The organism is Pseudarthrobacter sp. NPDC092439, assembly GCF_044754945.1.
Taxonomy (GTDB): domain Bacteria; phylum Actinomycetota; class Actinomycetes; order Actinomycetales; family Micrococcaceae; genus Arthrobacter.
Genome location: NZ_JBIVQB010000003.1, coordinates 194,676 through 208,872, shown reverse-complemented (window position 1 = coordinate 208,872; position 14,197 = coordinate 194,676). Strand labels below are relative to the sequence as shown.

General features: G+C 67.5%; 12 protein-coding genes. 2 read left to right on the top strand and 10 right to left on the bottom strand.

What is annotated here, in order from left to right; genetic code table 11:
- Window positions 1-65 precede the first annotated feature (65 nt).
- From ACIQCM_RS09130 to ACIQCM_RS09105, 6 genes are all read right to left on the bottom strand, one after another.
- The gene (locus ACIQCM_RS09130; RefSeq protein WP_400605994.1) at window positions 66-797 is read right to left on the bottom strand and encodes a glutamine amidotransferase; all 732 of its coding nucleotides are present in this window, start codon (window positions 795-797) and stop codon (window positions 66-68) included.
- Window positions 798-828: 31 nt separating this feature from the next.
- Window positions 829-1,266 carry a YybH family protein gene (locus ACIQCM_RS09125; RefSeq protein WP_400605995.1) on the bottom strand — a complete coding sequence of 146 codons (438 nt, stop codon included), beginning with the start codon at window positions 1,264-1,266 and terminating at the stop codon, window positions 829-831.
- A gap of 16 nt (window positions 1,267-1,282) precedes the next feature.
- On the bottom strand, window positions 1,283-3,094 hold the full coding sequence (locus tag ACIQCM_RS09120; protein ID WP_400605996.1) for an acetyl/propionyl/methylcrotonyl-CoA carboxylase subunit alpha: 1,812 nt from the start codon (window positions 3,092-3,094) through the stop codon (window positions 1,283-1,285).
- A gap of 129 nt (window positions 3,095-3,223) precedes the next feature.
- Window positions 3,224-3,883 (bottom strand): Maf family protein, encoded by a 660-nt coding sequence (locus ACIQCM_RS09115; protein WP_400605998.1) that lies wholly within the window; start codon window positions 3,881-3,883, stop codon window positions 3,224-3,226.
- A gap of 9 nt (window positions 3,884-3,892) precedes the next feature.
- Window positions 3,893-6,415: an MMPL family transporter gene (locus ACIQCM_RS09110; RefSeq protein ID WP_400605999.1), complete on the bottom strand. Its 2,523-nt coding sequence runs from the start codon at window positions 6,413-6,415 to the stop codon at window positions 3,893-3,895.
- Between the two features lie 16 nt (window positions 6,416-6,431).
- Complete coding sequence (locus ACIQCM_RS09105) at window positions 6,432-7,085, bottom strand: TetR/AcrR family transcriptional regulator (RefSeq protein WP_400606414.1); 654 nt, start codon at window positions 7,083-7,085, stop codon at window positions 6,432-6,434.
- Between the two features lie 192 nt (window positions 7,086-7,277).
- Here ACIQCM_RS09105 and ACIQCM_RS09100 point away from each other — a divergent pair, with 192 nt between their 5' ends.
- Window positions 7,278-7,841, top strand: coding sequence for a hypothetical protein (locus ACIQCM_RS09100; protein WP_400606001.1), 564 nt, complete (start codon window positions 7,278-7,280; stop codon window positions 7,839-7,841).
- 73 nt (window positions 7,842-7,914) lie between these two features.
- Here ACIQCM_RS09100 and ACIQCM_RS09095 read toward each other — a convergent pair whose 3' ends face one another.
- The 4 genes from ACIQCM_RS09095 to ACIQCM_RS09080 form a co-directional block, all read right to left on the bottom strand.
- On the bottom strand, window positions 7,915-9,327 hold the full coding sequence (locus tag ACIQCM_RS09095) for a dicarboxylate/amino acid:cation symporter (protein ID WP_400606003.1): 1,413 nt from the start codon (window positions 9,325-9,327) through the stop codon (window positions 7,915-7,917).
- Between the two features lie 185 nt (window positions 9,328-9,512).
- Entirely contained in the window at window positions 9,513-11,198 is a 1,686-nt protein-coding gene (locus tag ACIQCM_RS09090) for a DUF885 domain-containing protein (protein ID WP_400606005.1), read from the bottom strand.
- A gap of 20 nt (window positions 11,199-11,218) precedes the next feature.
- Entirely contained in the window at window positions 11,219-11,476 is a 258-nt protein-coding gene (locus ACIQCM_RS09085; RefSeq protein ID WP_400606008.1) for an acyl-CoA carboxylase subunit epsilon, read from the bottom strand.
- Entirely contained in the window at window positions 11,473-13,056 is a 1,584-nt protein-coding gene (locus ACIQCM_RS09080) for an acyl-CoA carboxylase subunit beta (protein WP_400606010.1), read from the bottom strand. Before ACIQCM_RS09080 ends, ACIQCM_RS09085 begins: the two co-directional genes overlap by 4 nt.
- Before the next feature lie 222 nt (window positions 13,057-13,278).
- Between ACIQCM_RS09080 and ACIQCM_RS09075 the strand changes: the two genes are divergently transcribed.
- Window positions 13,279-14,163, top strand: a complete 885-nt coding sequence (locus ACIQCM_RS09075) for an SDR family oxidoreductase (protein ID WP_400606012.1) — start codon at window positions 13,279-13,281, stop codon at window positions 14,161-14,163.
- Window positions 14,164-14,197 lie beyond the last annotated feature (34 nt).

Sequence of the window (14,197 nt, the reverse complement as noted above, 5' to 3'; positions counted from 1 at the left end):
TGTCGAAGCGGGGAGTGCGCCGGGCATTGTGCTGCCGGTGCCACCCTTCCTGAAGCGCCGGCGCCTCACCGGGCGTAGCGGCTCACGAAGTTCCTCAGTATGGCCATCGGCTCGGTCACCGTGGCCTGCCGGGCCGCTGCCATGAGCTCTCCGGCGGACTCGGGCGGAAAATAGCCTGCGTGCCGGTAAATGTCGATCCGCGTGGCCAGCCCCTCCGAGTCGAGCTCGGGGTGGAACTGGGTGGCGTACAGGTTTCGGCGGATACGGAACATGTGCACCGGACACGTGGCGGACCGGGCCAGCAGCACGGCGTGCGCGGGCAAAACCGTGCAGGCCTCCTTGTGGCCCGTGAATGCGGTGAACGACGGCGGCAAGCCGGCCAGCAGGGGGTCAGCGAGGCCGGCGTCGGTGAGCTCCACCTGTACGGCTCCCAGCGGCTCACCATAGGTACGGTCGATCAGTGCGCCCTGGTGCCTGCCCAGCGTACCCACCCCGTAGCAGGCGCCCAGGAACGGGAAATCGCGTTCGACGACGGCATCGAGCAGCTGCGAGAGCTCGCCTTCCACCCGGCGCTGCACGGCGCTTTTCTGCTCCACGGGATCGCTGGAGGTAAACGGGCTGCCCCCGACGATGATGCCCGAATAGCGCTCAAGATCCAGGCGCGGCAGGGGACCGGCCTCCAGCCGGATCCGGTGCAATTCCCTCGGATCCAGCCCGCAATACCGCAGGTAGGCGGCATATTCGTCCTCGGCGGCGGCATCTTCCGCGCGGGAGGCCAGGAGCAGGAATGGCAGCATCTGCTAAGTCTGCCTTGGCCGCAAGCCCGTGTCAGCCGGCGGGCTGCACCAGCGAGCGGCGGGACCCGGACTTGGCCGCCGGGTCGGCGTGGCGGTGCGCCAGCTTCCAGTAGCCCTCCTCGCGGCGGAAGATGCTGGTGACGCGCAGGGCGAACTCCTCCGATGCGGCTGCACCTTCGAGACGGGCCCGGAAGTGCTCAGTCTCGACCAGGTAGCCGGTGTTCTGCGCGTGGAAGGACGTGACGGTATCGAAGCCCAGCATTTCGCCGTCCTGGAACTGCCGTGCGGCCTGGTCCAGGCGGGCCTCCACCTGGGCCCAGCCGCGGGCGATCCCGCCAAAGGGATTCGCCAGGGTGACATCGTCCTGCCGCGAATACAGGTCCTTGATGGGATCCGTGTTGCCACGGGTTATTTCGGGAACGGCCGCGTGGTAGCGGTCCACTTCTTCCTGGAAACTGGGTGCAAGCATGAGGTCCTCCCCGGGCCTAGTCTTCGATGGTGGCGATGACGGCGCCGGCGGATACAGTTTCGCCGGCGGCTGCCTTGAGCCCGGTAATGGTGCCGGAGCGGTGGGCGGTCAGGGGCTGTTCCATCTTCATGGCCTCCAGCACCACCACCAGGTCGCCCTCTGCCACGACGTCGCCGTCGGCAACGGCCACCTTCACGATGGTGCCCTGCATGGGCGATGCGAGCGCATTGCCGGTGGCGGCGGCGGGCCCGCCGGAGCGGGAGCGCTTCTTGGCCTTGGCAGGCTTGCCGGTGCCTGCGGAAGAAGCGGACACGGACCCCAGGGCAGCGGGCAGGACCACCTCGAGGCGTTTGCCGGCTACTTCCACCACCACGCGCTGGCGGTCGCCGCCCCCTGCGTCGGAGTCGGCCGCCCCGTCCGGGGTCCAGGCGGGCAGGTTGTTGGTGAAGCCGGTCTCGATCCAGCGCGTGTGCACGCTGAACGGACCCTCCGCCGGCGCGAATGCGGGATCCGAGACCACAGCGAGGTCGAACGGGATGACGGTGGGGATGCCCTCCACCACCATCTCCTCCAGCGCGCGGCGGGACCGCTCCAGTGCCTGTTTGCGGGTGGCTCCGGTGACCACCAGCTTGGAGAGCATGGAGTCGAAGTTCCCGCTGATCACGTCGCCCTGCTCGATGCCGGAGTCGATGCGGATGCCGGGGCCGGTGGGGTTCTTCAGGACGCGGACGGTGCCGGGGGCGGGCATGAAGTTCCGGCCCGGGTCCTCGCCGGTGATACGGAACTCGATGGAGTGGCCGCGGACCTCGGGGTCGCCATAGCCCAGCTCTTCGCCGCGGGCCAGCCGGAACTGCTCCCGGACCAGGTCGATGCCGGTGACTTCCTCGGAGACACAGTGCTCCACCTGCAGGCGGGTGTTGACCTCGAGGAAGGAGATGGTGCCGTCCTGGCCCACCAGGAACTCGCAGGTGCCCGCGCCCAGGTATTTGGCTTCCTTCAGGATGGCCTTGGAGGACTCGTACAGGCGTCGGTTCTGCTCCTCGGTGAGGAACGGCGCCGGTGCTTCTTCCACGAGCTTCTGGTTGCGGCGCTGCAGTGAGCAGTCACGGGTGGAGACCACCACCACGTTGCCATACGCGTCCGCCAGGCACTGCGTTTCCACGTGGCGCGGGGCGTCCAGGAAGCGTTCGATGAAGCATTCACCGCGTCCGAACGCGGCGGTGGCCTCACGCACGGCGGATTCGAAGAGCTCGGGGATCTCCTCCCGGGTACGGGCCACCTTGATGCCGCGGCCGCCGCCGCCGAAGGCCGCCTTGATGGCGACGGGAAGACCGTACTTGTCCACGAAGGCCAGGATCTCTTCGGCCGATTCGACAGGGTCCGCCGTGCCGGGAACCTGGGGTGCGCCCACCTTCTCGGCGATGTGCCGCGCCTGGACCTTGTCGCCCAGTGCGGAGATGGCCTCGGGGGAGGGGCCGATCCAGGTGATGCCGGCCTCAATGACGCGCGCGGCGAACTGGGCGTTCTCGGCCAGGAAGCCGTAGCCGGGGTGGATGGCGTCCGCGCCCGACTGGCGGGCGGCGTCGATGATCTTGTCCATCACCAGATAGGACTCCGCGGCGGTGTTCCCGCCCAGGGCGTAGGCCTCGTCGGCCAGGCGAACGTGCAGGGCGTCGCGGTCCGGGTCGGCGTACACAGCCACCGAGGCGATGCCTTCGTCCCGGGCAGCCCGGATGATGCGCACGGCGATTTCACCGCGGTTGGCTATCAGCACCTTTGTGAGGGTCGAGTGCGTCGGACGTGCGGACTGCTCCAAATTTGCTGACAAGGCGTCTCCTTCTTTCCTTCAGGGAGCCTAGCGCGGTTTTGGAGGTTCCGCCGATATTACTTGCGGATTCCGCGTGTAAACGGCGGCCGCTTTGTAGGGAAGCTACAAGTGCGCCGGAAACGGGACATTTCAGTACGACGTTTCCGGTGCCGTCCAGAGTTCGGTGATCCGCACGTTCGCGGCGGCCAGCAGACCCCGCAGCGTGGAAACGGAAAGGCCAACCACGGTGTGCGGGTCGCCGTCCACCTTCCGGATGAACGCCCCGCCCAGCCCGTCAATCGTGAAGGACCCGGCGCAGTGCAGCGGCTCGCCCGTGGCGATGTACGCGTCGATTTCCGCGGGTTCCATCTCCAGGAAGGCGACCTCGGCTGAGGCGACCGTCCCCAGCGTGGCGCCGGACCCCGCTACGCCCGCGCCGCCGTCGGCCGAGGTGTCCCGGCAGTCCACCAGCCAGTGGCCGGTGTGCAGGACGCCCGAGTTTCCGCTCATTCGCAGCATGCGTTCACGCGCGACGGCGGCGGTATAGGGCTTGCCGTGCGCCTCGCCGTCGAATTCGAAGACGGAGTCGCAGCCCAGTACCAGGGCCCCCTCGGCTTCCGGGAGCGCGGCCACCGCCTCGGCCTTGGCCCGGGCCAGCAGCAGGGCGGTGTCGTGCGGGTCCGTGACGCCGTACCTGGCCTGGACGGCGTCCTCGTCCACGTCTGAGACCAGCACGGTGTGCCGGATGCCGGCTTCGGCCAGGAGCTTGGTGCGGGCAGGGGACTGGGAAGCGAGAATCAGGCGGACCACGCCTCCAGCCTAGTGGACGGGCTGGGGCGCCGCGGCGGATGCCTCCGGGCGTGCCAGCTGCGCGCCTTCCACGTCCACGTCCGGGAGAATGCGGTCCAGCCAGCGCGGCAGCCACCAGGACTTTTCGCCCAGCAGGTACATGGCCGCCGGCACGATGGTCATGCGCACCACGAAGGCGTCCAGCAGCACCCCGAAAGCCATCGCGAAGCCCAGCGGACGCACCATGGTCAGGTGGCTGAAGATGAAGCCGGCAAAGACGCTCACCATGATGATCGCGGCCGCCGTTACCACTGCCGCGGCATGGTGGAAGCCCACCCGGACCGCCTGCCTGGCCGGAGAGCCGTGCATGAAGGCCTCGCGCATGCCGGAGGCAATGAACACCTGGTAGTCCATGGCCAGCCCGAACAGCACGCCGATCAGGATAATGGGCAGGAAGCTCAGGACCGCCCCCGGGTTGGCCACATCGAACACATTGCCCAGCCAGCCCCACTGGTAGACGGCCACCACGGCGCCGAAGGCTGCGGCGAGCGAGAGCAGGAATCCGCCCGTGGCCAGCAGGGGAACCACGATGGAGCGGAACACCAGCAGGAGCAGGACCAGGGACAGTCCGACGACGATCGCCAGGTAGGGCGGCAGGGCGTCGCCGAGCTTGGTGGAGACGTCGATGTTGCCGGCAGTCTGCCCCGTCAGCCCCATGGACACGTTGAAGTCGTCCTTGATTTCCGTGTTCAGGCCGCGCAGCTCGGATACCACCTGGACGGTGCCGGCGCTGGCGGGTCCCTCTTCGGGAATGATCTGGAAGACGGCCGTGCGGCGGTCCCCGCTCAGGGCCACGGGGACCGCTGCCACCACGTTGTCCACCGAGCGAAGCCTGTCCGCCACGTCGAACTGCAGGTTCTGCGCCTGTGCAGCGTCGAGGCCTGCCGGGAACTCCCCCACGGCCACGATGGGTCCGGTAACGCCTTCCCCGAAGCTGCGGGCCGTGACGCTGTAGGCCTGGTAAGCCTCCGACTCGACAGGTTCGGAACGGCCGTCCGGCAGGGCGAGCTGCAGCTGTGCGGCGGGCAGCGCCAGGGTGCCCAGCAGCAGGACGCCTGCGATAAGTGACAGAACCGGATGGCGGGTCACCAGCCCGCCCCAGCCCCGGTTGCTCTTCGCCCGGTCCTCGGCCTGGTCCGCGGCTTCGTGGCCAGGCTCGGCGTTGTGCGCCTCCGCGCGGGCCCATGCGCGGCGGGAGATGATCCGCCGGCCGATCAGGGACAGCACTGCCGGCGTCAGTGTGATGGCGACCAGTACGGCCACCGCGACGGTCCCGGCAGCCGCCAGGCCCATCACGGCCAGGAACGGCAGGCCGGGGACCACCAGGGCGGCCAGGGCGATGATCACTGTCAGGCCCGCGAACACCACGGCGTTGCCGGAGGTGCCCGTTGCGCGGGCCACCGATTCGGCCGGGTCCATGCCGGCCCGCAGCTGCGTCCGGTGCCGGTTCACGATGAAAAGCGAGTAATCGATCCCCACCGCCAGGCCCAGCATGAGGGCGAGCATGGGGGAGATGGAGCTCATGTCGAACACCCCGGAGAGTGCGAAGGTGATGCCCACGCCGATGCCCACCCCGATGACGGCCATAAGCAGGGGCAGCCCGGCGGCCACCAGGGTACCCAGCATGATGATCAGAACCAGGGCAGCGACGCCGATGCCGATGATTTCAGCAGTGCCGAACAGCTCCGAAATGTCCTCGGTGATTTCCTTGCTGGCCAGGGCAGTGACGCCGGCCTTGGAGGTTCCGTGCACGATGTCCTGGACCTGCTGCCGCAGCTCCGGACTGAGTCCGTTGATGGAGGTGTTGAACTGCACCTGCGCCACGGCGGCAAGGTTGTCTTCGGAAACGAACCGGATGCCTTCGGAGGCCTCCGCCTGGCGCTTGCCCAGCTCCAGCTTTGCCTTGCCGGCCTCAAGCTCCTTGGTTCCGGCCTCCAGCTTGGCGCGGCCTTCAGCGAGCGCAGCCTTTTGCTGGCCCAGCTGTGCTTCTATGACCTGGGCAGGGGCTCCTGCGGCGGCGAGCTGCTGCTCCGCTGCTGCAAGCTGTGCCTCGCCGGCTTCCAGCCGGGCCCGGTTGTCTTCCAGCTCCCTGGTGCCGTTGGCCAGCCGGGCTTCGCCGTCACGGATGGCCTGGCCGGCCTGGTCCAGTTCGGCCTGGGTGGCGAACGGGTCCACCGTGCCGCGGACCTCCGGCAGGGACTCCAGCTTGCCCAGCGCATCCGTCACCGCTGTGCGCTGTGCGGGGGTGAATCCGCCGTCGGGCGCTTCGAAGACGATGGTGGCCGTGCCGCCGGACGCCGACGGCAGGTCTGCCTTGAGCTTGTCCGCGATCCGCTGCGTTTCCGTGCCGGGGATCTGGAAGTTGTTGGACAGCGTGCCGTGGAAGACGGCGGCGGAACCGCCTACTGCCAGGAGGGCGGCGAGCCAGAGCGAGATAACCAGCCAGCGGCGGCGGTAGGAAAACATTCCAAGGCGGTAGAGGAGGAGTGCCATGAGGGAACCGATCTGGTCAGGAGGAACGGGAGGAAGAAGGCTGTGGTGCGGTGAAGCCCGAGCCCAGGAGGCCCATGGCATTGATGAGCTGCCCGCGGAGGGCAGCGAGGGATTCAGCGGAGAGGTCCGGCCCCCAGTGGCTGAACCAGACCTCCAGGGCGGCCTTGCCGCAGGCAATCACCGAGCCAGCGAGCGCGTGGGCGTAAAGGTCGCCGGCCGTGCCGGACGTGCGCTCCCGGACCACTGTGGTGATTTGTCCCCGGCAGTAGTCCCAGGCGGCGAGCTCGGACTGTGACATCAGTGCGCTGTCCGACGTCAGTGAGAACAGCTCGGCCAGCGGCGCCACGGCCGCCGGATCCGCCAGGGCCATCAGGGCCGCCTGGGCGGATTCCAGAATGGGTTCCCCGGCGGGCCGCAGCCGCAGTTGCTGGATGGCGTTGTCCAGGAAGCTGTGCGTGATGGCGGCCAGTGCGGCGTCGGTGCTGCCGAAGTAGTTGAAGAACGTGCGGCGGGAGATGCCAGCGGCCTCGGCAATGTCCTCTGCGGTGAAGTTTCCCGGGCCGTTGGTGCGCAGGAGGCCCAGCGCGGCGTCGGTGATGTTCTGGCGGGTGGCCGCCTTGTTAAGTTCGCGGCGGGATGCGGGAGGCGCCGGTGTTACAGCGGCAGGAATGCTCACGTGATTACACTACGTGCAACTTTGCACTGTGAGCAAGTTCTTGCCCCCGCTCCTGGAAACACCTTCACAGCAGAATGAAAGGTTCCCGAAAGCCCGCACAGATCCTCCCCGCCCATGCTGGAAATGTCCCGGAAGGGAACGAACCGCAAGCAGCCGTCACGGACGGCGGATCCAGGAGATACAGCAATGTCACGCACAAAGAAAATGACCCTCGGACTGTCGGCCACCGCGCTGGCCCTCGGCGCCGGACTGGGACTGGCGGGCATGGCCGCCGCCACCACGCCCGCCCCGTCACCCAGCGTCAGCGCATCCGCTGAGAGCGGCGCCGCGGCACCTGAAGGCGGCATGGGCATGCACGGCGGCCGCGGCATGCACGGCGGCGGCATGCATGGTGATGAAAAGGCCGCGGCCCTCGCCGGGAAGCTGGGAGTGGAGGAAGCGGAAGTGACGGAGGCGCTGCAGGCCTTCCACGAAGCGAACCGCCCGTCCACCCCGCCGGCGGAGGGGCGCCCGGACCGGGCCGCCATGGATGAGAAACTGGCGAAATCGCTGGCCGAAGCCCTGGGCATCGAGGAGGCCAAGGTCACCGCGGCGCTCGAGGAGCTCCGGACCGAAGCGCAGGCTGAACGGGCTGCGGCCCTGAAGGACCGGCTGGACCAGGCTGTAACCGACGGCAAGCTCACGCAGGCGGAGGCCGACGCCGTTACCAAAGCCGTGGAGGCCGGCGTGATTGGCGGCGGCGGGCACTGATCCGGCCGCTGGCTGCAGAATGCACGCAAAAATCCCCGGGACAGGCGTCCCGGGGATTTTTCGGCGTGGAGGCTTAGGCCTTGGCGTCCTGGAGGACGAGGGTGTCCCCAGCGGCGGAGTCTTCGCTGTCATCCACGAACGGGGTGCCGTTGCGGGGTGCGTTGTACAGTGCTTCGTCCAGAATGCCGTGGCGCCTGGCCACAATGGTGGGCACCAGTGCCTGGCCGGCAACATTGACCGCGGTGCGGCCCATGTCCAGGATCGGGTCGACGGCCAGGAGGAGTCCGACGCCGGCCAATGGCAGTCCCAGCGTGGAGAGCGTCAGGGTGAGCATCACTACGGCGCCCGTGGTTCCGGCGGTGGCCGCCGAGCCCAGGACGGAGACCAGGGCGATGAGCAGGTACTGGCTCAGGTCCAGCTGGACACCGAAGAACTGGGCCACGAAGATCGCCGCGATGGCGGGGTAGATTGCCGCGCAGCCGTCCATCTTGGTGGTGGCGCCCAGCGGCACGGCGAAGGAGGCGTAGGCGCGGGGGACGCCCAGGCTGCGCTCGGTGACACGCTGGGTCAGCGGCAGGGTGCCGACGGAAGAGCGGGACACGAACGCCAGCTGCACAGCAGGCCAGACGCCGGAGAAGTACTGCTTCACGGACAGTCCGTGGCTGCGAACCAGCGCCGGGTAGACACCGAAGATGACCAGGGCAAGACCAACATAGATGGCGAAGGTGAACCGGCCCAGCGAGCCGATGGTGTCCCAGCCGTAGACGGCTACGGCGTTGCCAATCAGGCCTACCGTGCCCAGCGGGGCGATCCGGATGATCCACCAGAGGACTTTCTGGATGACCGCCAGGGCCGAGGCGTTCAGCGCCAGGAACGGCTCGGCGGCCTTGCCCACCTTCAGCGCGGCGACGCCCACGGCAATGGCGATGACCAGGATCTGCAGCACGTTGAAGCTGACAGCGGTGGTGACCGCGCCGGTTTCGGCCACGGTGGAAGCGGCGCCGAGGCCCAGGAAGTTCTTGGGGAACAGGCCGATCAGGAAGGCCCACCAAGTGCCCACCTTGGCCGGCTCAGAGCCTTCGCCGGTGATCCCGGTGTTGGTGCCCGGCTGCAGGAGGATGCCGAGGCCGATGCCGATCAGAACCGCGATCAGGGAGGTGATGGCGAACCACAGGAGGGTGTTCCAGGCGAGCTTGGCTGCGTTGGAGACTTCCCGAAGGTTGGAGATGGAGCTGACCACGGCCGTGAAAATCAGGGGCACCACGGCGGTCTGCAGCAGAGAGACATAGCTGGAGCCGATGGTCTGCAGCGTGGCGCCCAGGCCGTTGGGCATGTCTTTGGTGCTTCCGGTGTACTTGGCCAGCAGGCCAAGGCCCAGGCCAACGATGAGGGCCGCGATGATCTGGACGCCGAAGGATCCGGCCCACCGGGGCAGCTGGAAGCCGGTCTTTCCGGCGGGGGGAAGGGTGCTAGTCGATGTGCTCACCGGTACAAGCTAGGCCCACGGTACATAGCACCACGAATGAACATTGAGAAATATTACGCAGCCGGAAATCGGCGCGGCCGCTTTAGTCGGTGCAAACACGCGGATCTCCGGCCGGAGTGTTACATATTCCCGGCCCCAATATGACATATCTCTCCCGGCGTGGTGCAGGGAAGGGCAGGCGCGGATCAGGCGAGGAGTGCCCGCCGGAGGGTGTCCAGCCCCACCGAGCCGATGTTCAGTGCGCGCGTGTGGAACTCCTTGAGGTCGAACCCGGGCCGGACTTCGAGTTCGGCCCGGATCTGCTCCCAAAGCCGCTGGCCCACCTTGTAGGAGGGAGCCTGTCCGGGCCAGCCAAGGTACCGGGCGAACTCGAAGTCAAGCTGGCCCTCACTGATGGGCAGGTTCTCCTTCAGGAAGGCATAGCCCTTGACCGCGGTCCAGGTCCCGGAGCCCCATCGTGCAGGCATGTCGAGTTCAAGGTGGACGCCGATGTCGAAGACAACGCGCGCCGCCCGCATGCGCTGCATATCCAGCATGCCCATGAGGTCGCCGGGATCGGACAGGTAGCCGAGTTCCTGCATCAGTTTCTCGGCGTAGAGGGCCCAGCCTTCGCCGTGGCCGGAGGTCCAGCACACGTTCCTTCGCCACTTGTTGAGCAGTTCGCGGCGATAGGTCGCGGTTGCCACCTGGAGATGGTGGCCGGGCACGCCCTCGTGGAAGACGGTGGTGGTCTCGGCCCACGTTGTGAAGGTATCGTCCCCGGCCGGGACGGACCACCACATCCGGCCGGGCCGGCTGAAATCGTCCGAGGGACCGGTGTAATAAATGCCGCCCTCATCGGTGGGAGCGATCCGGCATTCCAGCTTCTTCATCACATCCGGGATCTCAAAGTGCACCCCGGCCAGCTCCGCTACAGCCTTGTCGGACAACGCCTGCATCCACGCGCGGAGCGCCTCCGTCCCCTGCAGCTGCCGGGCGGGGTCGTTGTCCAGGAACTCTTTTGCCTCCGCGATGGTGGCGCCCGGCCTGATCACGCCGGCCACCTCCTCCTGCTGGGCGATGAGCCGGTCCAGCTCCTCCACGCCCCACGCGTACGTCTCTTCAAGGTCCACTGTGGCGCCCAGGAAGGACCGCGAAGCCAGGGCGTAGCGGGCCCGGCCCACCGCGTCCTTCTCCGGTGCGGACGGCAGCAGTTCCGTCTCGAGGAATTCGGCAAGGCGGGCGTAAGCGCCCCGGGCGGCTGCCGCGCCGTCGTCGAGCATTTTCTGCGTGGCGGAGCCCAGGGGGCCGGTTGCCGTCGCCGCATCGGCGGCGAGCCGGGCGAAGAAGCCGTCCTCCGCCGCGTACTTCGCAGCCTGCCCCGCCACTATCCTGACCTGGCGCGCGGCGGCAACCCGGCCGGCGTCGCGCGCTTCCCGCAGCGATTCGATATAACCGTCGATGGCTCCCGCAACGTTGCCGGCACGGCCGGCGATGTGCGCCCACTGCTCTTCCGTGTCGGTGGGCATGAGATCGAAAATGGCCCGGATATCCTGCGCAGGCGAAGCGATGTTGTTCAGTTCCGCATAGTCCCAGCCGGAGGCGTGGATCAGCAGCTGCAGCCCGAGCCGCTCCTGCATCGCATCGAGGGTGACGGCGTCCACATCATCTTCGGGCTCCAGGCCCTCCAGCCGGGCCAATGCGTCGCGGGCAGCCTCGGCAAACCCGGCGATTCCGGCCGGGGAGAAATCCTGGTACTCGGTTTCGTGGCCCGGGATGCCCAGGGTGGTGGCAAACGTCGGGTTCAGCGCGAGGAGGGTCTCGGTGTAATCGTCGGCGACGGCGTCAATCCGGGTACGCGGGCGGCGGGACGGGGCAGTGTCGGTAGTCACACCCCGAGACTAGCCGAACGTCAGCCCCTGCTGCGCTTCCAAGCCCCGGGTCCAGGGGTGGGCGCCAGACGCAGCTGTTGCCGCCGCACCCAGTGGCGGACGCCGGGACGGACGGCGCCGGCGTTTTCGCTTCCGCCCAGGGAAAGTACGACGGCGGTCAGCGCCGCGAGCTCTTCGGCTGTAGGTTGTCCCTTGACTACGGAAAGCAGCGGCGCTTCGGGTGCCCGCTCTCCGTTTGCCTGGGCTTCGAACGCCTGGTTTTCCTTGGGATCCGTCACAGCGGAATGTTCCCGTGCTTCTTGGCGGGCAGGCTGGCGCGCTTGTCCCGCAGGGCCCGGAGCCCGCGGATAATCTGCACCCGGGTCTCGGAAGGCGCGATGACGGCATCCACGTATCCCAGCTGCGCTGCCTGGTAGGGGTTGAGGAGCTCTTCCTCGTACTGACGGATCATTTCGGCGCGGCGGGCCTCGACGTCGCCCCCGGCCTCGGCCACGGCGGCGATGTCGCGGCGGTACAGGATGTTCACCGCGCCCTGGGCGCCCATCACACCGATCTGCGCCGTCGGCCATGCCAGGTTCAGGTCCGCCCCGAGCTTCTTGGAGCCCATGACGATGTACGCGCCGCCGTACGCCTTGCGCGTGATGACGGTGAGCTTGGGGACGGTAGCTTCCGCGTACGCGTAGAGCAGCTTGGCCCCGCGGCGGATGATGCCCTGGAACTCCTGGTCCTTGCCGGGCAGGAAGCCGGGCACGTCCACCAGGGTGATGATGGGGATGTTGAATGCGTCGCAGTGGCGGACAAAGCGGGCCGCTTTCTCCGAAGCGGCGATGTCCAGGGTGCCGGCGAACTGCAGCGGCTGGTTCGCGACGATGCCTACGGTGTGGCCTTCCACGCGGCCATAGCCGATCATCACGTTTGGTGCGTACAGCGCCTGCATCTCCAGGAAGTGCCCGTCGTCCACGATCTGCTCCACCACGGTGCGCATGTCGTACGGCTGGTTCGCGGAGTCCGGGATGAGCGTGTCCAGGGCCAGATCGTCGTCGTCGACTTCGAGCTCCTGGTGGTGTTCCAGCACCGGTGCTTCGGCGAGGTTGTTGGAGGGCAGGAAGTCCAGCAGTTCGCGGACGAAGTCGATGGCGTCCGTTTCGTCCGAGGCCAGGTAGGTGGAGGTTCCGGTGGTGGCGTTGTGCTGTCGGGCGCCGCCCAGGGTTTCCATGTCCACGTCCTCACCGGTGACGGTCTTGATGACGTCCGGACCGGTGATGAACATGTGTGAGGTCTTGTCCACCATCACCACGTAGTCGGTCAGAGCGGGTGAGTAGGCGGCGCCGCCTGCTGACGGGCCCATGATGAGCGAAATTTGCGGCACCACTCCGGACGCGTGCACATTGTTGCGGAAGATGTCCGCGAACATGGCCAGCGAGGCGACGCCTTCCTGGATGCGGGCGCCGCCGCCGTCCAGGATGCCGACGACGGGGCAGCCGTTGCGGAGCGCGAATTCCTGGACCTTGACGATCTTTTCGCCGTTGACCTGGCTCAGCGAACCGCCATAGACGGAGAAGTCCTGGCTGTAGACCGCGACCAGGCGCCCGTCCACGGTGCCGTAGCCGGAGACCAGGCCGTCTCCCAGCGGCTTCTTCTTCTCCATGCCGAATGCCGCGGACCGGTGGACGGCGAGGGCATCGAATTCCACAAACGAGTCTTCATCCAGCAGCAGGCCGATGCGCTCCCGGGCGGTGTTCTTCCCGCGCGCGTGCTGTTTTTCGATGGCCTCGGGGCCGGAGGGCTGCTCTGCACGGGCCTGGCGGTCGCGGAAATCGGCAATCTTTCCCGCTGTCGTTGTCAGATCGTGGCTCATCAATATCTCCGGCTCTGTAGCAGATTGGTTCTGTGGCGCTGTCTTTGCTGGCGGACCGCGGTGCTGGACGTTAAGTAGCTTCCACACAAAAAACGGACCCTGCTGGCTAGTCTAGTGACGCTTCCTGCGCCTGCAGCTGTAGGGAACCTACAATTTTCTGCCGCGCCGTCAGCCTCAACGTAATGTTACTCGCCAGTAACTTAGTTGGGTTACAGTGTTGGCATGACTTCGAGCAACGACGCTTTGACGGCAGCCGGCGGCCCCTACCGGGCCACCGGATCCCTGCAGGGCAGGACCCTTCTCATCTCCGGCGGAAGCCGCGGCATTGGCCTGGCAATCGCGGAACGGGCGGCACAGGACGGCGCCAACATCGTCCTGATGGCCAAGACCGGCGAGCCGCATCCGCGCCTGGCCGGCACGGTATATACGGCTGCTGAACAGATCACCGCTGCCGGCGGCGCTGCGCTGCCGCTGGTGGGCGACGTGCGGCGGGACGGGGACGTGGCCCGCGCCGTTGAGGCGGCCGTGGAACGCTTCGGCGGCATCGACGCGGTCATCAACAACGCTTCCGCGATCGACCTTTCCACAACAGACGCGATCGACATGAAGAAGTACGACCTCATGCAGGACATCAACGTCCGCGGCACCTTCCTGCTGTCCAAGCTGGCGCTGCCGGCGCTGCGGCAGTCCCCGCACGGCCACATCCTCACGCTCTCGCCGCCGCTGAACCTCGATCCCGCCTGGGCGGGCCGTCACCTCGCCTACACCATGGCGAAGTACGGCATGAGCCTGACCACCCTGGGCCTTGCCGAGGAACTCGCCGAAGACGGCATCGCCGTTAACTCCCTGTGGCCGTGCACCCTGATCGACACCGCGGCGATCCGCAACATGCCGCACGGGGAAGCCATCGTCAAGGCCGCCCGGGGGCCGCGCATCATGGCGGACGCCGCCCACGCCATCCTGACGGGGACGATCGGGGAAGGGCGGGCGCCGAGCGGAAATTTCTATACGGACGAGGACGTGCTCCGGGCGGCCGGAGTGAAGGATTTCCGTCCCTACAGCCTGGGCGCGCCGGAAGACCGGCTTGTCCCGGACATCTTCCTCTAAGCCATCAGCGGAAGGCCCCGGGCCCAGCCGGTTT